This window comes from Trichococcus alkaliphilus, assembly GCF_003008695.1.
GTDB lineage: Bacteria > Bacillota > Bacilli > Lactobacillales > Aerococcaceae > Trichococcus > Trichococcus alkaliphilus.
This window is the reverse complement of sequence record NZ_PXZT01000013.1, coordinates 34726-54873: the sequence shown is the minus strand read 5'-3', so window position 1 is coordinate 54873 and position 20148 is coordinate 34726. Positions and strand designations below refer to the sequence as shown.

Genomic DNA, 20148 nt, shown 5'->3' with positions numbered 1-20148 from the left:
TGTTACACACCTTCCATTTCTACTTCACCGTTTTTTATATGGTAGATAGTCGGTTCGTCTATCTTGTTCTTTTTTATGCCATCCAAACTGGTTGTCGTCAAAAAGGTCTGTACCTTCTTCTCGATCGCTTTCAGCAGATGGGTCTGGCGTTCATCATCCAATTCTGACAGGACATCATCCAGCAACAGGATCGGATACTCCCCCAGGACCTCATTCATGCATTCGATCTCCGCCAGTTTTAGACTGAGGACAGTCGTTCTTTGCTGCCCTTGAGAGCCGTAGTTTTGGACATTGCGCCCGTTCACCTGAAAGATCAGATCATCGCGGTGCGGACCGAATAGGGTGACCGCCTGATCCCTTTCCCGGCTTTTTCCTTGGCGGAACGCTTCCATCAATTTCAAAAAAATAGCGTCTTTATCCATCTCATCAGACAACTCGATATTGGACTTGTAGGCGATCGTCAGTTCTTCCCGCTCCAAAGAAATCTCTTTGTGCAGCGGTTGGGCCCAGGCTTCCAATTTTTTGATGAACTGCAGACGGTAGACCAACAGATCGGCACCCAAAATGGCCAATTGCTCAGTCAGCACATCCAAATAGACTTCATCCTTGGCTTTGCCGGTCACCAACTGCTTCAGATAAAGATTCCGTTGCTTCAGTATCCGCTGATATTGCACAAGATCATGCAGATAGACAGGGTTCATCTGGCCCAGTTCCATATCCAGGAATTTTCTCCGGTTGGCGGGTGCGCCCTTCACCAGATTCAGGTCTTCCGGGGCAAACAGCACAACGTTCAGTTGGCCGATGTATTGGCTCAGCTTTTTTTGCTCCAGGTGATTGACTTTGGCAATCTTACCTTTTTTGGAAAAAATGATTTCCAAAGGGAACGTAGAAACCCTTTTTTGGATTTTTCCGGATATCTTGGCGGACTCTTCTTGCCACCGGATCATTTCTTTTTCATTTGACGTGCGCGGACTCCTTGCCAAAGCCAATGCATAGATTGCTTCCATGAGATTGGTTTTGCCTTGCGCATTCTCACCCAAAAACACATTGATGCCATCTGAAAAGGACACGGAAAGAGACGGATAATTCCGAAAATTTTGCAGCGTCACTTCTTTCAGGATCATGCTTCGGACTCACTGTTGTCTTGCTCAGCCTCTTCTTTATCCGATTTTGTTGACTGGATGAAGAAAGTGCCTTCACCAGGGATATCAATCATCGTACCGGGAAACAATTTACGGCCTCTGCGGTCTTCTTTTTCGTTATCTACATACACCACGTATTCTGAAAGGAACCATTTGGCCATTCCGCCGCTGGAAATCAGATTGACATGTTTCAGTAGTTGACCAAGAGTAATGAACTCTGCATCAATATTCACAATATTTTTCAAGAAATTCACCTATTTTCCAATAAAATAAGCGTGGAAAATAAAATCCACGCAACAACGCTCATTAATATGTTTATTATACTATTTTTTTTGATCAATTTCAAATTTTCGCGAAAAAAAAGGCCCTTATTTCAATTTTTTTCGAAAACAATACAAATTAGCTATATCCCAACGAACGCGTCTATAGGCTTATAAATTTAAAATTCGCGTTTTTCGGTCATTTTATCTTTAACTGAACAAATGGAGCGGATGCGGACTTTCTTCCTATGGGAAAAACGGCTGGTCCGAGCGTTTTCATTTTTGGATAAGCAAAAAGCAAGAAAACGATCGGATCGTCTCCTTGCTTTTTTGACTATATCTTTCGGATCAATAGGTCCTTACAGGCGTAATCAATTGGATGAACGAATTATCGTTATCGTCTTCACGATCTGCGGGCACGACCGTGAACGGGCGTACAGCCGAAGTGAAATTGACTTGGACATCCTGTTGGCCGAATGTGCGCAGCGCATCCTTCATGTAATCAGGATTGAAGGAAATGATCAGCGGATCGCCACTGGCGGACTCATAAGCCAAGGATTCTTCCACATTGCCGACTTCAGGAGAGTTTCCAGATAACTCGACTTTGTTTGCGTCGATGGACAGTTTGACGACATTGTTTTTGCCTTCATGCGAAAGCAGGGAGGCACGGTCGGTAGCCTGCAGCAAATCATAGGCATTCAGGACGATCTGCGTGCTGGAGCTGGCCGGAATCAACCGGTTTGTATCCGGATAGTAGCCTTCCAGCAAGCGCGAGTAGAAATAAACATTTTCGGCTTTGAAAAGGACTTGGTTCTCCGTGATCATCATTTCGATCGTCGCTTGGTTCTCAACGATCCGTGAGAGTTCCACCAAGCTTTTTCCGGGAATGATGACATTGTAGGTTTTTTCCAGCTGTGATTCCGGAGCCGCGATCGAGATGATGCGCTGGCTTAAACGATGGCTGTCCGTAGCGACAGCTGTCAATTTCCCATTTTGGATGGTCATGTTCACCCCAGTCAAGATCGGACGGCTTTCCTGTGTCGACGTTGCGATTACCGTATGCTGGATCACTTGTTTGAATAAAGCGGTCGGCAAGGTGATGACTTCATTCGAATCGATGACCGGGAAATTCGGATAGTTGTTTACATCGATTCCGTTGATGGTGAAAGATGCTTTTGCAGAAGTGATGTTTGTCTGGAAATGATCTTTGACTTCAATCGTGATTTTTTCGTCAGCTAATTTTTTTACGATTTCGCTGAAGAAACGAGCCGGCAGGACAATGCCGCCTTGTGTGTGGATTTCGATCTGGTTATTTTCTTCTGACACAGGAATCAGCGTTTCGATAGAAATATCCGAGTCGCTTCCGCTCAATACGATCCCATTTTCATCAGCACTGATTTTTACCCCTGTCAAAATAGGGATTGTCGTTCTGCTGGAAATAGCTCTTTGTACGTCAGATAAGTGTTTGATCAAAACCTGACGATTAATGGAAAATTTCATAATAAGGGACCTCCGATGGTTATTAATATAAATTAAATAATATTAGTAATAGTAGTAGGGCCTGTTCATACTGTGGATAAGTGAAAGAAGCTGACAAAACCAATAGTTTTCCACCTGTGGATAACGTGTTCGTAAATGCCGTCTTATTTATTGGCTTATCCACAATGCGCGAGAGGATCATTTTTTCAGACTGTTTTGGATCGTCTCGATTTCGCGTTGCAGAACAGGGTCTTTTTTTACGGAAAGGGCAATCTTGTCATGGGCGTGAATGACGGTTGTGTGATCCTTGCCGCCGAATTCGGAACCGATCTTCGGTAAGGAATTGTCGGTCATCACTCGGGAAAGATACATGGCGATTTGTCTTGGCACGACGATTCCCTTAGTGCGCTTTTTGCCTTTCAATTCCTCGACGGTCACATGGTAATATTTCCCTACCGCCTGCTGGATGGCATAGATGGATAAAGCTTTTGGTTTTTCGGAAGGCATGATGCTCTTCAGCGCGTCCGCCGCCAGACTGGTGGTGATGTCGGTCCCTTGTATCGCTGAATAGGCTTGAACCCGCACGAGGGCACCTTCCAGTTCCCTGATGTTGGAATCTATCTGCCCAGCGATATAGCTGAGAGTGTCATCGGGAATTTCAAGGCGTTCGCTGTTGGCTTTTTTACGCAGAATGGCGATGCGCGTCTCCAGATCGGGCGGCGTGATATCAACCGATAAGCCCCAAGCAAAACGGGAGACAAGCCGTTCCTGCAGTTTAGGGATTTCGTTCGGCAAGCGATCGCTCGTCAGTACAATCTGTTTGCGTTCATCGTAAAGCGCATTGAAAGTATGGAAGAACTCTTCCTGCGTTCCTTCTTTGTCGGCAAAAAATTGAATATCATCGACCATCAGTAAGTCGACGCTGCGGTATTCATTGCGGAATTGCTCTTGCGTCCGATTCTGGATGGAATTGATGAAATCATTGGCGAACGTTTCGCTGCTGACATATTTTACCCGTGCGGTTGGCCGCAGTTGCAGCATTTGATGGCCGATGGCGTGCATCAAATGGGTCTTGCCTAAGCCGACGCCTCCATAGAAGAAGAGCGGGTTGTAGATTGTGCCGGGTTCCTCCGCCACGACGAGGGCGGCAGCATGAGCCATCTGGTTTCCTTTTCCTATAACAAAGGTGTCAAAGGTATACTTGCTGTTCAGTTGGGCATCCTTGAAGAGACGATTGTTGTTGGTGCGTTTTATGGTCGGTTTTGCAATATCAGGCATTTCCTCATTCTTGATCATAAAAATGGGAGTCAGTTCTTTGCCGCTGAATTCGTAGATGCCTTCGACAATTCTGCTCATCAAATTATTTTGCCAATAATCTTTATGTAAAGAAGAGGGAACTTCGATGATGATATTCGTATCAGTCAGTCGGACCGGGACTGCGCTGTCTATCCAAGTATCGTAGCTGACTTTGGACAATGATTCTTGAAATTTTTCTTGCAGATAACGCCATAATGAATAGATGTCATCCAAATGGGACACCTCCTTTTAGTGAGTCCTTTTTATTTTAGCATTATATCAAAAAGTTTTCCACAACTCTTTTCAGCTGTGAATAAAACAATTAACCGGTGCATAAATAGTTGTCCACAGGCTTGCGGAGGGTGTGGACAAGGTTTGTGGACGAAGCGGTTGTCCACTGTCTGTTGTGGAATGACGCGTTCTGAAAATGTTGATTGTTACAGCGTTTGATACACTTTTCCACAGGTTTTGGGAGTGGGGTTTCGGAAGAAATGCACATGCTGTAGGAATGTGGATAAATCGGGTCGAAGGTGTGAGCAATCAAGGAGGCTACAGGAGTTATCCCGTGGCATTGTGTATTAAAAAAAAGGTTGTGGATAATTTTATTTTGATGAGAATCAAATTTTTTTCAAGAAAGGTGTTTTATCTTTCAATGTTTTGTGCTATTATATCTCAGTGAGTTCAATAAAATGAACCAATTTTACTTGACAGGTCACATTCTGTCTCTTTATAATGTTAATGGACTGTCTAAACAGTGAAATATAACCTATTTGAAAGATAGTTTATCAGGAGGTGTAAAGATCAATGAAAAGAACATACCAACCTAAAAAACGTCACCGTCAATCTGTTCATGGTTTCCGTAAACGTATGAGCACAAAAAACGGCCGTAGAGTATTAGCAAGAAGACGCGCTAAAGGCAGAAAAGTTATCTCTGCATAGATCACTGACCGTTTCAGTGGTCTTTTTTTTTAAGTATTTCGAAAAATGCAAAAATGTCTTTCTTAAATGGAGAGTATGACAAATGTGTCCAACAGAACCGAAAGCAGCAATGCCTCGGGAGTGGGTTCATATTTGTGATGATAACGGAGAGAGAAATTTTTCTGTTTTTCTCCATTTGGGGGAGATTTTTTTTGCATGTTATGATTGCAGATTTGAGGGAAGAACATGAGGAAATCTTTTCGTGTTAAGAAAGAAAAAGAATTTCAGAAAGTATTTCATAATGGCGTGTCCAAAGCGAACCGCCAATTCGTGATCTACGTGCTCGATAAAAAGGGGCAACCGCATTTTCGTGTCGGTCTGTCCGTTGGCAAAAAAATCGGCAATGCCGTGGTGCGGAATGCCGTCAAAAGAAAAATCCGCCAAGCACTCACGGAATTGAAGGCAGATTTGGTTCAGGATATTGACTTCATCGTTATCGCGCGCAAACCGGTTGCTGAAATGTCGTCTGCGGAAGTCAAGAAGAGTCTGGTCCATGTCCTTAAGCTTTCCAACCTTTTAAACAATAAATAAACTATGTTATTCCTATTAAGGAGGAGTTCTCTTGTCAAAGCGTAAGCGATTACTTTTTACACTCAGCTTATTTGCTGTTATGATTGTCCTATCAGCGTGTGGAACGGAACCCATCACCTCAGAAAGTGCCGGTTTTTGGGATCGTTATGTTGTCTTTAATTTCTCCAACATGATCGTGTGGTTGTCCGATCTATTTTTCAGTAATTATGGCCTAGGAATCATTGCCTTCACGATCATTATCCGGGTGATCCTGTTACCACTCAATCATTTCCAGACGAAGAGCACGAAAAAAATGTCGGCTGTTCAACCGCAGATAAAAGCGTTGCAGGCAAAATATGCCTCTAAAGATCGGGAAACGCAAGAACATCTGCAGAAAGAAGTTTCCAAGCTTTATGCAGATAACGATGTAAATCCTTATATGGGTTGTTTGCCTGTTTTGGTTCAAATGCCTGTCTTGATGGCGTTGTACCAAGCGATCAGCAGAACTGAAATTTTGAAGAGCGGCAGCTTCCTATGGATGAACTTGGGAGAACGCGATCCATTCTTCATTCTGCCGGTAGTGGCCGCCATCCTGACGTATGCCACAAGCAAGCTGACGATGATGTCACAGACGGAAGCGAATCCCGCGACAAAATCGATGACTTACACGATGCCGATCATGATTTTGATGATGGGTATCAACTTCCCGAGCGCCTTGTCATTGTACTGGGTAGCAAGCAATGCCTTCTCGGTCGGTCAGACGCTGATGCTGAACAACCCATACAAGGCTATCCGCGAGCGCGAACAAGCGGAAGCACAAATAAAAGCGCGCGAAAAAGCATTGAAGAAAGCTCAAAATCCTAAAAAGAAAAAGAAAAACTAGTTATACTTTGAAGTAGGAAAGGATGACATTCTATTATGGATAAAGTAATTGCGAAAGATACGACCGTTGATAAAGCGATTCGCAAAGGTCTGGATTTGCTGGGCGTAGATAGCCATGAAGCCGATATCGTCGTAATCTCTGAAGGTAAAAAAGGGATTTTTGGATTCGGACAAAAAGAGGCAGTCGTTGAAATCACGCTCAAAGAAATCAGGGACTTTGATGAAGCAAGCGATATCCAGTTAGCTGAAATCGAAGAGACAGTCGAAGATATCGTAGAAGATCTTGAAGAGGATTATCCGGAAACTGCGGAAAAGATATTGGCTGATCAACCTGAAATTGATAGACTGATTTCTTCTGATGAGGATGAAGAAGCCGAAGAATATGAAGATTATGATGAAGAATCCGGCCGTGATGAAGCGATTGCCGCTGTCACCGAGTATCTTACTTCGGTAGCTGAAGCATACGGGGCTCCTGCGATCGTGACGGTCGAAGAGAAGAACAATATGCTGATTTTCCAAATGGAAAGCGAAAAGCCAGGGTTATTGATCGGCAAATACGGAAAAATCGTCAATGCTCTGCAGATATTGGCGCAAGCGCTGGTGCAACGCTATGTGCGTCGTCGCCTGTCCGTAATCGTGAATGTCGGGGACTACCGTGAGCGCAGAGCTGCCGTATTGGAAAGCATCGCCGACCGTACTGCGGAACGCGTCATCAAAACGAAACAACCCGTGTTCCTTGAGCCGCTGCCTGCTTTCGAAAGAAAACAGATCCATGCGCGTTTGAGCCAGAACAAACGCATCAAAACCCATTCCGAGGGCAAAGAGCCGCATCGTTATTTGGTCGTTGAGATAGCGGACTAAGCGTACATCCAAAACCTTCACCGGGAATCAAGCTGATCCCTGGCGAAGGTTTTTTTATTTGGCTCTTTTTTCCTGTGGGTTGCGGGGAAGAGGTCGCAAATTATGGGAAGATGGACTAAACTTAATAAAATACAAGCGGAAAAGAGGGGAATGCAGTATGGAAGAGTTCAAGGCTTTATGGGCGGAAAATACAGATGCAAAAGTGGAGACAACAATCAGAACATTCAAAAAAGAGGACTTGCCTGATGGGGAGGTGCTGATCAAAGTGCACTATTCGAGCGTCAACTACAAGGACGGGCTGGCCGGAACCAATCCGAAAAGCGGAGTCATCCGCAATTATCCGATGATTTTGGGGATCGACCTGAGCGGTGTGGTTGTGGAATCGCTCGATCCGGCTTTCCGGGCAGGGGATGAGGTAATCGTGACTGGCTACGGTTTAGGGGTGAATCATTTCGGCGGATTCAGCCAATATGCCCGGGTCCCTGCGGCCTGGGTCGTGCCGTTGCCTGAAGGTTTGAGCCTGAAGGAAGCGATGATCATCGGAACGGCCGGGTACACAGCGGCGGAATCGGTTGATGCTTTGGAGCAACAAGGCATCCAGCCGCAAACGGGTGCTGTTTTGGTGAGGGGAGCTTCCGGCGGTGTCGGCGGGATGGCGATTGCCATGCTGAAGCGTCTTGGGTATACGGTCGAAGCCGTGTCCCGGAAGAAAGTGGACTGCCTGGATTACCTGAAGGGACTCGGAGCTGAAGCGGTATTCCATCCCGATGAAGTGGCGCTGGATAAGAAGCGGCCATTGGCGCAGCAACGTTGGGCGGCGATCGTCGATCCGGTCGGCGGTCCGATGCTGCCTGATTTGTTGGCGCAGCTGCACTACGGCGGCTGTCTGGCTTTGAGCGGAAATGCCGGCGGAATCGCATTCGAAGCGACCGTGCTGCCATTCATCCTGAGGGGTGTCAAGCTTGTGGGGATCGACTCGGTGAACCATCCGTACGTTGAGCGCATCAAACTTTGGGGGCGCATGGCAGGCGATCTGAAGCCGGAAAATCTCGAGTTGCTGGTCGAACAGGAAATCACGCTGGAAGATTTGCCAGAGGCTTTCGAGAAAATCATGGACGGAAAGATGCATGGGCGTACGTTGGTGAAAGTGAAAAACGGGATATGAACGACTCAGCATAATCAAAAAACGGCAAGGAACCGGGCATCATCCGATTCTTTTGTCGTTTTTTTTTAGGGTGTTGTCCAGCTTGTTAACGCTTCATAAAATACGGAAAACAGGAAACTTGTCTATACAAGTAAAAACGAAGCAGACGGAAAACGTTTGCATTATAGAATGTTTCGCGGTAAAATAGAAATGTCAGGAACATGTATATACAAGTTGAGGAGGAGAAAAAATGGTAGATTTCAACAAAGATGCAAAAGATTTGCTGGAGTATATCGGGGGACCCGATAATATTTCTGCAGTCAGTCACTGTGCCACTCGGATGCGTTTCGTCCTGAATGACCCCGCTGCCGCCAACATCAAGAAGATCGAAGACATACCCGCAGTTAAAGGAACCTTCACCCAAGCAGGACAATTTCAGGTCATCATCGGTAATGAAGTGCCACAATTTTATAACGAGTTCGCGAAGGTATCCGGCAAAGAGGGCGTCTCAAAAGATGAGGCAAAAGCGGCAGCTAAGCAGAATCAGAATGTTGTGCAGCGTGCCATGGCTGTTCTGGCGGAAATCTTTACGCCGCTGATTCCGGCCATCGTAGTAGGGGGTCTTATCCTCGGTTTCCGCAACGTGCTTGAAGGAATCAATTTTGCCAACGGTACGATTGTTTCCAACTCGCAGTTCTGGACAGGCGTCAATGATTTTCTTTGGCTGATCGGTGAAGCGATTTTCCACTTCTTGCCAGTCGGTATCACTTGGAGCATCACGAAAAAGATGGGCACTACGCAAATTCTGGGTATCGTTCTCGGGATCACATTGGTATCACCGCAATTATTGAATGCCTATGGTGTCGCCGGGGCGGAACAGATTCCATTCTGGGATTTCGGTGCTTTCACAATCAACAAGATCGGTTATCAAGCGCAAGTCATTCCTGCCATGTTGGCTGGGTTTGTGTTGGCCTACTTGGAAATCTGGCTGCGTAAATGGATTCCGCAGTACATTTCGATGATTGTTGTTCCGTTGTTGGCCTTGGTTCCTACTGTCATCATCGCGCATACCGTGCTGGGTCCTATCGGTTGGACAATCGGACAATGGGTTTCCGAAGTCGTCTATGCCGGATTGACAGGGGACTTCAGATGGCTGTTCGGTCTGTTCTTCGGTACGCTGTATTCGCCGCTCGTCATAACGGGGCTTCACCATATGTCCAATGCCATCGACCTGCAGCTTATCGCGGATTTCGGCGGCACGAACCTGTGGCCGATGATCGCCCTTTCGAACATTGCACAAGGATCGGCCGTTATGGCGATCATCTTCCTGCACAGAGGGAATGAAAAAGAGGAACAGGTTTCCATACCGGCCGCCATCTCCTGCTACTTGGGCGTAACCGAGCCGGCCATGTTCGGTATCAACATCAAATACATCTATCCGTTCGTTGCAGCGATGATCGGATCCGGGATCGCCGGTTTGGTGGCTACGACCTTCAATGTCATGGCGAACAGTATCGGAGTCGGCGGGATTCCTGGTTTCCTCAGCATCCAGACTGATTCGATGGTGATGTTCATCGTATGTATGGCCATTGCGATCGTTGTGCCATTCCTGTTGACGATTGCGTTTGATAAGAAACAACTTTTCGTTCCCAAAGGCGAAGTCGAGGACGCACCGGTTATCCAAACTCAAAAGTAAAAATTGAATTACTGAAGGCAAAAAGCTGTTAGTGGAGCTTTTTGCCTTCAGTCATAGTGAGAAGACAGGGGGGAATTACAATGAAAGACTTTCAAAAAAAAGTGATTTATCAGCTTTATCCAAAATCGTTCAAGGATTCCGACGGCAACGGCGTCGGTGACATCCAGGGGATCATCAGCAAAGTGCCATATTTGGCGGAGTTGGGCATCGATATGATCTGGATGAATCCGATCTTCGTATCTCCGCAGATGGACAATGGATATGACATCACTGATTATTATGCCATCGATCCTGTTTTCGGCACGATGGCAGATTTTGAAGAACTGATCCGCAAGCTGAAGCAGCACGGCATCGAAATCATGTTCGACATGGTGTTCAACCATACGTCGACTACGCATGAGTGGTTCCAGAAGGCATTGGCAGGGGACAAAGAGTACCAGGATTATTACATCATCCGCGATCCGAAAGAAGACGGCAGCCTGCCGACCAATTGGGGTTCGAAATTCGGCGGGGAGGCGTGGGCGCCATTCGGGAACACCGGCAAGTACTATTTGCATCTGTTTGATGTCACGCAAGCGGATCTGAATTGGCGCAATCCGAAAGTGCGCCAAGAACTGCAGGAAGTCGTCAATTTCTGGTTGGAAAAAGGCATCAAGGGTTTCCGTTTTGATGTCTTGAACCTCATCGGCAAGGATGTCGCGTTGGTGGACAGTGAAGGAAGCAACGAAAAGAGCCTCTACACGGATCGTCCGATTGTCCATGAATACATCCACGAGCTGAATCAGGCATCGTTCGGCACATTGGAGGATATCATCACGGTCGGCGAGATGTCCTCGACCACTGTCGAAAACGGGATCCTTTATTCGAATCCGGACAGGAACGAATTGTCGATGATCTTCAGCTTCCACCATCTGAAGGTCGACTACAAAGATGGTGAAAAATGGACGGATCATCCCTTCGATTTTCTTGAACTGAAGCGAATTTTGAATGAGTGGCAGGCAGGAATGTCGGACGGAAACGGCTGGAACGCACTGTTCTGGAACAATCATGATCAGCCGCGCGCCAACAGCCGCTTCGGCGATCCGATCCGTTATCCTTTCGAAACAGCCTCCATGCTGGCGCAAACGATCCATCTGCTGCGGGGCACGCCTTACATCTATCAGGGCGAGGAAATCGGCATGACGAATCCGGACTATGACGACATCAGCGTTTATCGGGATATCGAGTCGCACAATGCCTACCGCGACCTGAAGCTTGCCGGATTGACGCATCAGGAGGCCATGCGCATCATCAAACAAAAATCCCGCGACAACAGCCGGACGCCGATGCAATGGGACAGCAGCCCGCACGCCGGCTTTACGACAGGCGAACCTTGGCTGCAAGTGGCGGCCAATTATCCGGAAGTGAACGTCGAGAAGGAGCTCGCTGAGGGCAAAATTTTCCGTTACTACCAGGAGTTGATCCGTATCCGCAAAGAACATCCGGTCATTTCCGACGGTTCCTACGAGAGTATCTTGTTGGACGATCCCGAAGTGTTTGCCTACATCCGGGAGAATGAATCGGAAAAAGTGCTTGTCCTGAACCATTTCTATGCCGGCGAGTACACAATCAGCATACCGGAAGAATGGGCAAACACGGCCAGCAGTTTCTTGGCCGGCAACTATGGGGAAAGACAGGTCACGGCGGCCTTCGCGCTGAAGCCATACGAAACCATTGCTTTCAGGATAACCAAATAACCAGCAAGAAGGGCCATCTCCTTGGGATGGCCCTTCTTTTGGGTGAGCTGCCGGCTGGCCGGAGAAGGATGGCGGAATCTCTTCTCAGATCCGGTGAAGCGTGCGTCCACCGGAACACACTGATGGTCAGTCGTGTGCCCTCCGGTGAAGCTGCCCTCGTCGGAGTACGCAGGAGAGAACGTTGGCCTCCTCCGGCGGGGCCTCCGCTCGCAGGAGGAGGGGGATACCGAAAGTTGTCTGAGGGCGAAAAAAGCTGCCTCAAAAAGAGACAGCTTGCATTTGTTTTGTTTTCGGTAGTTTCCCGCGAAGGCGGTTTAGGACAGTGTCCGCTTTTCGCCGTCAAGATCGATGATCGGTTGGATGTCCTGCACGTATTCAAGGGTTCCCATATAGCTGCCGTCGTCATCCCTGACGGCGCGGTAGGTGACCATGATGAATTTGCCCATCGCGCGGAACCACATCGATTCGCTTTCTTTCGCGCCCGATTTCAGGTCGGCGAGCAGCTTTGTGACGATCGGCAGGCTCTTCGGCGGATGGCAGTTCATGACATCGCGGCCGATTGCGCTGCTGGTGCGCTTGAAGAATTTTTCTTCGCCGTTGTCATTGTAGTAGCGCACGATGTTGTCCGCATCCACAAAAGTCAATTCCAAAGGGATGTTGTTCAGCATCTTTTCCAGTTGGTGAGGCGTCAGGTGCCCGGTTTGGAAAGTGATGTAAGGATTCGCTTCAGTCGTCAGTGTTTCATGTGAAACATCCTCGGGAATGGAACGTTCCGGCACCCATTTTGCTTCCGGTTTGACGATGCAGTAGCCGATCTCTTCGGACTCCTTGGCGATCTGCAGCCAGTGGTCCTCATTGAAGATGTCGATGATCATCGGCAGGAGGATGTCTTCTTCCTTCGTGATCATCTCCGTCATTTCGTATTTCAGGTCGGAGAATGCTTTTGGAATCGCAGCGAAGTCCTCGTTTTGCAGAAGGGTTTTGAAGTCCTTATACATGGCGCGGATATCGTCATCGACACCCCACATGACTTTCGGCGGGGCAGTGATGCCTTTGTTCTCCATGATCGGGAAAATGGCGTATTCTTTGCGGGCATAATGCTTGTCGAATTCGCCGAGCAGCGCCAATTGTTTCTGGATGCCTGCTTTCAGGCTGGGTTCCTTCGTTTCAAGGTAGACGGCCAATAATTTGCTGACCTTCTCCAGCGTGTTTTCGATGGCCAAGTTTTCGAGTTTCAAAACTTGGATCGGATGCCCGGCATGCTGCTGTTCCGCTGAAGTGGTGTAGACCGCTTCGATGGATCCGCCGAAGAGCGATGCGTGCACGTTGCAGAGGCGTTGGATGTCTTCGGCGTCTATCCCTTTGCCCATCAAGCCTTGCTCCATGACGGAAATCTCATAGGCGCTGACGCCCGTGAAATGTTTCTTGAAGTCGGCTTGCACCGCATCCCAATCCTCTCCTTTATGCAAGCGCAGGATGAGGCTCTGCAGAATGTCCTGGCGCTCCTGGAATTCCGTTGACCCCATACGGGCAATTCCGCCGGTTAGAGCGGCGGTCTCTGCCGCTTCGCTTGGAGCAACTGCTGCCGACGTCAATTCCTTCACGCTGAACCCATTTTTTGCCAGGGTTTCAACAAATGCATCCTCCGGTACGTCATTGCGTTTGAGAGCTTTCCCGATGGTCATGATCCGGCCGGCGGTATTCAGCATCTTGTCGCTGCGCAAGGGTTCGAAGCCCAGACTGATGATGACTTCCCTGATTTCAGGGTACTGCTTCACCAGGTTGTAGACGGTATCGTTCAAACTGATTTCTTTCATAAATTTTCCACCTCTATTTGAATTTGTGAAATGTTTCTTTTGGTTTCGTGCTGGCTTCATTATACTTGAAAGGAGCTGCTGGATGCTACAGCATTCGTGCGTTGCAGCGATAGTTAGGGCAATGCCTTAGAAAGCGGTTGTGATATAATGAAGACAACTAAGGCAGAAGGTGGGAGAAAATATGAGAAAGAAAGTTTCGAACCTGATGGTAGCGTTGTTGGTGCCCCTATTAGCTTCTTGCAGTCTCTTTGGAGGCTCCGATGCCTCATCCGATTCTTCAGGTGTCAGCAGTGTGGCTTCTTCCGTGTCCAGTTCAACAGACAGCGGCTCGGCTTCCTCGTCCTCTTCCGAACCCGCAGATGCAACAACAATCGAGGCTTATTATCCGTTCAGCGCATCCGTATTCACCAAATATTTGGGCGAAGGGAATGAGTACGCTTCCTTCACGGTCTACCCGCAATACATCGAAGGCAACCGGATGCAGATCACTTCCAACAACGGAGGCACGCAGATCGTGACGGTAGTGGAATTGGCTGACGGGGAACTCAGGGAAGTATTCACGCGTCCGGAAACCTACTTCAGGGAAAACATGCTGGAAAAAACAGCAAGCGGCGATGCCGCCAACCAGTTGGATATTCTGTTGAAGGAGCCTTTGGAAGTCGGGAACAGTTGGGTGAATGCGAGCGGAGTCCCTTCCGAAATCACGAATCTGACTGCACAGATCGAAACGCCGATGGGTAATTTCGAAGCGCTTGAAGTGACGACTACATATGAAACCTCTACTACCAAAGACTATTACGTAAGGGATATGGGCTTGGTGAAACGGGTCACGGATCTTGGGGATGATATGATTGTCTCTTCCAGTCTGGAAGCCCGCAACGAGAATGTTCCGGAAACGCAACAGTTGCGCGTCTTTTTTCCGGATAGCGATCTGATGGGATTGGATGCAACAAGTGTTTCCTTATCCTATGCGACCAATGACATTACCCGCACCATTCTGGCGGAGGCGTTGAAGAACGTGCCGGATGCACCAGGGGGAAGTCTGATCGGACCGAATGTCTCCATCAACAGCTTGTCCTTGAGTGACGACGGGCGTGTCTATGTGGACTTCTCGCAGGAATTCGTTTCTGAGATGAATGCCGGGACATCGGCTGAATCCCTGATTTTGCAGGGTGTCGTCAATACGATCGGGGAATATTACGGTGTGCAGGAAGTCTACCTTACTGTGGCCGGAAACCCATATGAATCAGGGCATATCCTGATGGCCGAGGGGGCCTATTTCACCGTTGATTATACGAATGTCAATGAGTGATCAGCTCTTACATAAGCAAAAAAGATGAAGCCGGCTTGGCTTCATCTTTTTTTTTCTTATAGGCTGTGTTTTCTGCGGGCGAACTCGACGAATCGGAAGCGGTCCAGACGATGGCGCGACTCTGTGTACTGGAACAGACGGGTATCCTCCAGATAAACTTCACTCTTGACGACGACGACGTGCGTGTCATCCTTCAGATCCATCAGCTTGTGGTCTTCCCGCGTAGCCGCCTCTACGACGAATTCCTTTTTGGCATAAGCGATGTTCAGACCCAATTCATTCTCCAAGTACGCATAGATGGAGTTTTCGGCAGCTTCGGAAGGGATTTGCTCGATGATGTCATGGAAGAGGTAGTCTTTATCCATGATGACGACTTCCCCGGCAATCTTCCGCAGCCGGATAAGGGAAATCACTTTGCGGCCGGGATCCACTTTCAGATCTTCGGCAAGGAAATCCGGAATGGTCTCGAGCTTATTCTTGATGACAATCGTTTCATTTGGGATCTGCTGGGAATCCTGAAGCTCTTTGAAACTGGTCAGCCCGGAAACGGGGAAATTGAACCGTCTGATGTCCAGCACGATCGATCCTTTGCCCTGCTTCTTCTGGATATAGCCACCTTCCAGCAACAGCGCCAAAGCCTTTCTGATCGTTTCCCGTGAAACATTATACTGGTCCGACAGGGTCTTTTCGCTGGGCAACAGGGATCCGGTTTCGAATTCTGCATGCTCAATTTTTTTTCTCAAATCCATATAGATATCGAAGAATTTATTCATGATCATCGTTCCTCCTGTGAGCAGATGGGTTTGTTGGAAATTAAATAAGTAAGTTGAAAAAATCATGTTTAATAATATTATTCCATTTTATTCTATAGGATAAGAACAGAAATAAAAAGGAAATCAGTAATTTTTTTAGTTTGGAAGGGTTTGCACATCATCATTTTATCATATTATTGCCATTCAAGGTGGGAAAGGGTTGATTTTTGAATAAAAAAACAGGGATTTTTTTAATGCAAAATTCGGGCATTGGTTGTCCGGAATGGAATCAAAACAGATTATTTCCGAACGAAAATGCCGTATGTTCCCAAAAACGTTTGGAATAATGAGAGATGATGTGCTATATTAAAAATGAAAAATTGATAATGGGGGAAAAATGGATGAATACGGTTGTTTCTGTCGTAATGGGTAGTACTTCTGACTGGGAAACTATGAAAGAAGCTTGCTTGATACTGGATGAATTCGGTATCGCTTATGAAAAGAAGGTCGTTTCGGCTCACCGGACACCGGATTTGATGTTCACTTTTGCGGAACAAGCTCGGGCTGCAGGAACGAAAGTCATCATTGCCGGCGCGGGTGGAGCAGCGCACCTTCCGGGTATGATCGCCGCGAAAACGACCCTTCCGGTCATCGGTGTCCCTGTCCAATCGCGCGCATTGAGCGGCATGGATTCTTTGTTGTCCATCGTCCAGATGCCCGGCGGTGTTCCGGTTGCGACGGTAGCCATCGGCAAAGCAGGGGCGATCAATGCCGGTCTGCTGGCCGTGCAGATCCTTTCGATCGAAAATCAGGATTTGGCCGATCAATTGGAAAAGAGACGGGAAGCTTTAAAACAAAAAGTATTGGAAAGCAGTGAAGACCTTGTATAAAGTACTGAAACCAAATGACGTAATCGGCATCATCGGCGGGGGACAATTAGGGCGCATGCTGGCACAGTCCGCAAAGCGGATGGGATTCACCGTCGGGATTTTGGATCCGGGCGAGAACTGCCCGGCAGCCCAAGTAGCGGATTGGCACATCCAAGCGGCATACGCTGACGCGGTGGCATTGCGTGAACTGGCCGAAAAATCCGATGTCGTGACATTCGAATTTGAGAACATCGATGCAGCAGCCCTGCAGGAAGTGGAAACACTGTCCAGCATTCCGCAAGGCAGCGGAATTTTGACGATCACGCAGGACCGCATCAAGGAGAAGGAATTCCTTCAATCCGCCGGGGTATCAATCGCGCAATTCGCGGTAGTCGAAAATGCGGAACAACTGGATGCGGCCATCGCCAAAATCGGCTATCCGAGTGTTTTAAAAACGACCCGTTTCGGGTATGATGGTAAGGGACAGGTTGTCCTGAAATCGGAATCTGACAAAGAGGAAGCCATGAAACTGGCAGCGGACAGCATCTGCGTTTTGGAGGCCTGGGTTCCGTTCACCAAAGAGCTTTCCGTCATGATTGTACGCAACCAAAAAGGCGAAGCTACGGTATTCCCGGTTTCTGAAAATATCCACATCAATAATATTCTGCACGAATCGATCGTGCCGGCTCGCGTCACATCTGCGGTGGCCGAAAAAGCAAACAAAGCGGCCCACCAGATCGCCGATGCGCTTCAGTTGGTGGGTACGCTGGGTATCGAAATGTTCCTGGCAGCGGATGACACGATTTTCATCAATGAGTTGGCGCCGCGTCCGCATAATTCGGGCCATTACACAATCGAAGCAATGAACGTTTCCCAATTTGATGCCCATATCCAAGCAGTCGCCGGATTGCCGATGCCGACAGCGCGCCAATTGTCGCCTGCCATCATGGTAAATATCCTGGGACAGCATATGGAAGGAACGATTGCGCTGCGGGAAGAAAAAGCGGATTGGTTTTTCCATTACTACGGCAAAGCGGAATCACGCACAGACAGAAAAATGGGACATATCACCATATTGACGGATGATCAAGAAGCAACCTTAACAGAAATAGACAACACCCAAATCTGGAACGGAGGAACAATTTAAAATGATTACACGTTATACACGCCCTGAGATGGCTGAAGTTTGGTCCGAATACAATCGTTACAAATGCTGGTTGGAGGTAGAAATCCTTGCTGATGAAGCTTGGGCTGCCCTAGGCGAAATCCCTGCGGAAGACGTGGCTAAAATCCGCGCGAATGCAACTTTTGATATCGACCGTATCCTTGAAATCGAAAAAGAGACCAGACATGACGTAGTAGCGTTCACACGCGCCGTTTCCGAATCTTTGGGAGAAGAAAGAAAATGGGTCCACTATGGCCTGACGAGTACCGATGTGGTCGATACTGCCTACGGTTACCAATTGAAGCAAGCCAATGATATCCTACGCAAGGATCTGCAGAACATGCTGGAAATCATCGGCGAAAAAGCGAAAGAACACAAAAAGACTGTCTGCATGGGCCGTACGCATGGTGTGCATGCGGAACCTACGACATTCGGACTGAAGCTGGCTACTATGTATTCGGAAATGAAGCGCAACATCGAGCGTTTTGAACACGCAGCTAAAGGCGTTGAAGCCGGAAAAATCAGTGGGGCTGTCGGGACTTTCGCAAACATCCCGCCATTCGTGGAGGAGTACGTCTGCGAAAAATTGGGCACAAGACCGCAAGAAATTTCGACACAGGTTCTGCCGCGCGATCTGCATGCCGAATATATGGCAACTATCGCTTTGATTGCGACAAGCATCGAACGCTTCGCTACAGAAATCCGTGGATTGCAGAAATCGGAAACACGTGAAGTTGAAGAATTCTTCGCGAAAGGCCAAAAAGGTTCTTCGGCTATGCCGCACAAACGCAATCCGATCGGTTCCGAAAATATGGTAGGCCTTGCCCGCGTCATCCGCGGCTACATGGTCACTGCTTACGAAAATGTAGGCTTATGGCATGAACGCGACATTTCGCACTCTTCAGCGGAACGGATCATCCTGCCTGATGCAACGACATTGTTGAACTACCAATTGAACCGTTTTGCGAACATCATCAAGAACTTGACAGTGTTCCCTGAAAATATGCTCCGCAACATGAATGCGACTTTCGGCTTGATCTATAGCCAACGCGTTCTGTTGAAATTGATCGACAAAGGCATGAGCCGTGAAGAAGCTTATGACTTGGTACAGCCGAAGACTGCCCTTTCATGGGATAATCAGACCGATTTCCGTCCATTGGTGGAAGCTGACGAAGTCATTATGGCAAAATTAACGAAAGAAGACATCGCTGATGCCTTCAACTATAACTATCACTTGAGTCACGTCGACGAAGTATTCGAAAGACTTGGTTTAGGCGACTGATGGAAAGGCTGGGACTACGGTTCCGGCCTTTTTTCGTCCACCGGATGCCTTGAAATCATTGAAAAAAATCGGAAATTTATTTCAATTTTCATGAAAATTCCATTGACAAGCGGGTGGCAGATGATACAATATAAACGAATGAATTAGGTGTTTATACAAATTAATGTTCGGATTTAGAAAGGGACGGGGACGATGGAAAGAAAAGAATTGCTTTATACTGGGAAAGCTAAAAAGATGTACGCTACAGATCAGGAGAATGTCCTTTGGGCAGAATACCTAAATCAGGCTACCGCATTAAACGGCGTAAAGAAGGACACTATCGAGGGCAAAGGCAGACTCAACAACCAGATCACCGGCCGCATCTTCGAGTACCTGGCTAAAAAGGGAATCGCAAGCCATTACATCCAAGAACTATCAGAAACCGAACAATCAGTAAAAAGAGTCAATATGTTCCCATTGGAAGTGGTTGTGCGTAATGTATCCGCAGGAAGCTTCGCGAAACGTTTCGGCATGGAGGAAGGCATCGACTTGCCGTTCCCTGTTTTGGAGTTCTATTACAAAGACGATGCCCTCAATGATCCGTTCATCAATGATGCCCATGTACAAGTTTTGGGAGCAGCAACGGAAGAAGAAGTCGCGGAAATCAAGAAGCAAGCGCTGAAGATCAATGCAGCCTTGATCGAGATGTTCAAGGCAATCGGCATCCGCCTGATCGATTTCAAAATCGAATTCGGCAAGACAGCTGAGGGAGAAATCATCCTGGCTGATGAAATTTCACCGGATACTTGCCGCCTTTGGGATATCGAAACGAACGAACACTTGGATAAAGACATCTACCGCCGTGACTTGGGAGATCTGATCCCTGTCTACGTGGAAGTGCTGGACCGCCTGAACAAAATGTAAGCCATCCGAATGAAACCAACGAATAAACAAAAAAACAAAAAATAAAAAAACAAAAGCGAGGAAT

Annotated in this window: 18 protein-coding genes; 12 read left to right on the top strand and 6 right to left on the bottom strand. The window is 47.6% G+C overall.

All coding sequences use genetic code 11. The features are described 5' to 3' along the window. Positions 1-2: 2 nt before the first annotated feature. The 4 genes from recF to dnaA all read right to left on the bottom strand — a co-directional run bounded on the left by recF (position 3) and on the right by dnaA (position 4411). Positions 3-1124 (bottom strand): DNA replication/repair protein RecF, encoded by a 1122-nt coding sequence (gene recF / locus C7R73_RS10695; RefSeq protein ID WP_106450498.1) that lies wholly within the window; start codon positions 1122-1124, stop codon positions 3-5. Further along, entirely contained in the window at positions 1121-1387 is a 267-nt protein-coding gene (gene yaaA, locus C7R73_RS10690) for a S4 domain-containing protein YaaA (RefSeq protein WP_068562139.1), read from the bottom strand. Before yaaA ends, recF begins: the two co-directional genes overlap by 4 nt. Positions 1388-1750: 363 nt before the next feature. Next, positions 1751-2902, bottom strand: a complete 1152-nt coding sequence (gene dnaN / locus C7R73_RS10685) for a DNA polymerase III subunit beta (RefSeq protein ID WP_106450497.1) — start codon at positions 2900-2902, stop codon at positions 1751-1753. A gap of 177 nt (positions 2903-3079) precedes the next feature. After that, on the bottom strand, positions 3080-4411 hold the full coding sequence (gene dnaA, locus C7R73_RS10680) for a chromosomal replication initiator protein DnaA (RefSeq protein WP_068562126.1): 1332 nt from the start codon (positions 4409-4411) through the stop codon (positions 3080-3082). A gap of 570 nt (positions 4412-4981) precedes the next feature. Here dnaA and rpmH point away from each other — a divergent pair. From rpmH to treC, 7 genes are all read left to right on the top strand, one after another. Beyond that, positions 4982-5116 (top strand): 50S ribosomal protein L34, encoded by a 135-nt coding sequence (rpmH, locus tag C7R73_RS10670; RefSeq protein WP_072763781.1) that lies wholly within the window; start codon positions 4982-4984, stop codon positions 5114-5116. A 225-nt stretch (positions 5117-5341) separates the two neighbouring features. Then, positions 5342-5686, top strand: coding sequence for a ribonuclease P protein component (gene rnpA / locus C7R73_RS10665; RefSeq protein ID WP_106450495.1), 345 nt, complete (start codon positions 5342-5344; stop codon positions 5684-5686). 31 nt (positions 5687-5717) lie between these two features. After that, the gene (yidC, locus tag C7R73_RS10660; protein WP_106450494.1) at positions 5718-6548 is read left to right on the top strand and encodes a membrane protein insertase YidC; all 831 of its coding nucleotides are present in this window, start codon (positions 5718-5720) and stop codon (positions 6546-6548) included. Positions 6549-6583: 35 nt separating this feature from the next. Then, a complete protein-coding gene (gene jag, locus C7R73_RS10655) occupies positions 6584-7408 on the top strand; it encodes an RNA-binding cell elongation regulator Jag/EloR (RefSeq protein ID WP_106450493.1) in 825 nt (274 codons plus the stop codon). Between the two features lie 157 nt (positions 7409-7565). Continuing rightward, entirely contained in the window at positions 7566-8573 is a 1008-nt protein-coding gene (locus tag C7R73_RS10650) for an oxidoreductase (protein ID WP_106450492.1), read from the top strand. Positions 8574-8802: 229 nt separating this feature from the next. Beyond that, complete coding sequence (gene treP, locus C7R73_RS10645; protein WP_106450491.1) at positions 8803-10248, top strand: PTS system trehalose-specific EIIBC component; 1446 nt, start codon at positions 8803-8805, stop codon at positions 10246-10248. 80 nt (positions 10249-10328) lie between these two features. After that, complete coding sequence (treC, locus tag C7R73_RS10640; RefSeq protein ID WP_106450490.1) at positions 10329-11984, top strand: alpha,alpha-phosphotrehalase; 1656 nt, start codon at positions 10329-10331, stop codon at positions 11982-11984. A 314-nt stretch (positions 11985-12298) separates the two neighbouring features. Here treC and C7R73_RS10635 read toward each other — a convergent pair whose 3' ends face one another. Then, complete coding sequence (locus tag C7R73_RS10635) at positions 12299-13801, bottom strand: DUF438 domain-containing protein (RefSeq protein WP_161525929.1); 1503 nt, start codon at positions 13799-13801, stop codon at positions 12299-12301. 181 nt (positions 13802-13982) lie between these two features. Between C7R73_RS10635 and C7R73_RS10630 the strand changes: the two genes are divergently transcribed. Continuing rightward, complete coding sequence (locus tag C7R73_RS10630; RefSeq protein WP_106450488.1) at positions 13983-15113, top strand: GerMN domain-containing protein; 1131 nt, start codon at positions 13983-13985, stop codon at positions 15111-15113. 56 nt (positions 15114-15169) lie between these two features. Here C7R73_RS10630 and treR read toward each other — a convergent pair whose 3' ends face one another. After that, the gene (gene treR, locus C7R73_RS10625; protein ID WP_106450529.1) at positions 15170-15886 is read right to left on the bottom strand and encodes a trehalose operon repressor; all 717 of its coding nucleotides are present in this window, start codon (positions 15884-15886) and stop codon (positions 15170-15172) included. A 380-nt stretch (positions 15887-16266) separates the two neighbouring features. On the opposite strand from treR, the gene purE reads away from it, so the two are divergent. From purE to purC, 4 genes are all read left to right on the top strand, one after another. Next, entirely contained in the window at positions 16267-16755 is a 489-nt protein-coding gene (purE, locus tag C7R73_RS10620) for a 5-(carboxyamino)imidazole ribonucleotide mutase (protein ID WP_086986329.1), read from the top strand. Further along, positions 16739-17881, top strand: a complete 1143-nt coding sequence (gene purK, locus C7R73_RS10615) for a 5-(carboxyamino)imidazole ribonucleotide synthase (protein ID WP_106450487.1) — start codon at positions 16739-16741, stop codon at positions 17879-17881. Before purE ends, purK begins: the two co-directional genes overlap by 17 nt. A 1-nt stretch (position 17882) precedes the next feature. Continuing rightward, positions 17883-19181: an adenylosuccinate lyase gene (gene purB, locus C7R73_RS10610; protein ID WP_086986327.1), complete on the top strand. Its 1299-nt coding sequence runs from the start codon at positions 17883-17885 to the stop codon at positions 19179-19181. A 192-nt stretch (positions 19182-19373) separates the two neighbouring features. Beyond that, a complete protein-coding gene (purC, locus tag C7R73_RS10605) occupies positions 19374-20084 on the top strand; it encodes a phosphoribosylaminoimidazolesuccinocarboxamide synthase (RefSeq protein ID WP_106450486.1) in 711 nt (236 codons plus the stop codon). Positions 20085-20148 lie beyond the last annotated feature (64 nt).

Bases quoted from the DNA above. Each gene is read 5' to 3' on its own strand.
- recF (WP_106450498.1), bottom strand. From the start codon at position 1,124: ATGATCCTGAAAGAAGTGACGCTGCAAAATTTTCGGAATTATCCGTCT.
- dnaN (WP_106450497.1), bottom strand. From the start codon at position 2,902: ATGAAATTTTCCATTAATCGTCAGGTTTTGATCAAACACTTATCTGAC.
- rpmH (WP_072763781.1), top strand. From the start codon at position 4,982: ATGAAAAGAACATACCAACCTAAAAAACGTCACCGTCAATCTGTTCAT.
- rnpA (WP_106450495.1), top strand. From the start codon at position 5,342: ATGAGGAAATCTTTTCGTGTTAAGAAAGAAAAAGAATTTCAGAAAGTA.
- jag (WP_106450493.1), top strand. From the start codon at position 6,584: ATGGATAAAGTAATTGCGAAAGATACGACCGTTGATAAAGCGATTCGC.
- C7R73_RS10650 (WP_106450492.1), top strand. From the start codon at position 7,566: ATGGAAGAGTTCAAGGCTTTATGGGCGGAAAATACAGATGCAAAAGTG.
- treP (WP_106450491.1), top strand. From the start codon at position 8,803: ATGGTAGATTTCAACAAAGATGCAAAAGATTTGCTGGAGTATATCGGG.
- treC (WP_106450490.1), top strand. From the start codon at position 10,329: ATGAAAGACTTTCAAAAAAAAGTGATTTATCAGCTTTATCCAAAATCG.
- C7R73_RS10635 (WP_161525929.1), bottom strand. From the start codon at position 13,801: ATGAAAGAAATCAGTTTGAACGATACCGTCTACAACCTGGTGAAGCAG.
- C7R73_RS10630 (WP_106450488.1), top strand. From the start codon at position 13,983: ATGAGAAAGAAAGTTTCGAACCTGATGGTAGCGTTGTTGGTGCCCCTA.
- treR (WP_106450529.1), bottom strand. From the start codon at position 15,886: ATGAATAAATTCTTCGATATCTATATGGATTTGAGAAAAAAAATTGAG.
- purE (WP_086986329.1), top strand. From the start codon at position 16,267: ATGAATACGGTTGTTTCTGTCGTAATGGGTAGTACTTCTGACTGGGAA.
- purB (WP_086986327.1), top strand. From the start codon at position 17,883: ATGATTACACGTTATACACGCCCTGAGATGGCTGAAGTTTGGTCCGAA.
- purC (WP_106450486.1), top strand. From the start codon at position 19,374: ATGGAAAGAAAAGAATTGCTTTATACTGGGAAAGCTAAAAAGATGTAC.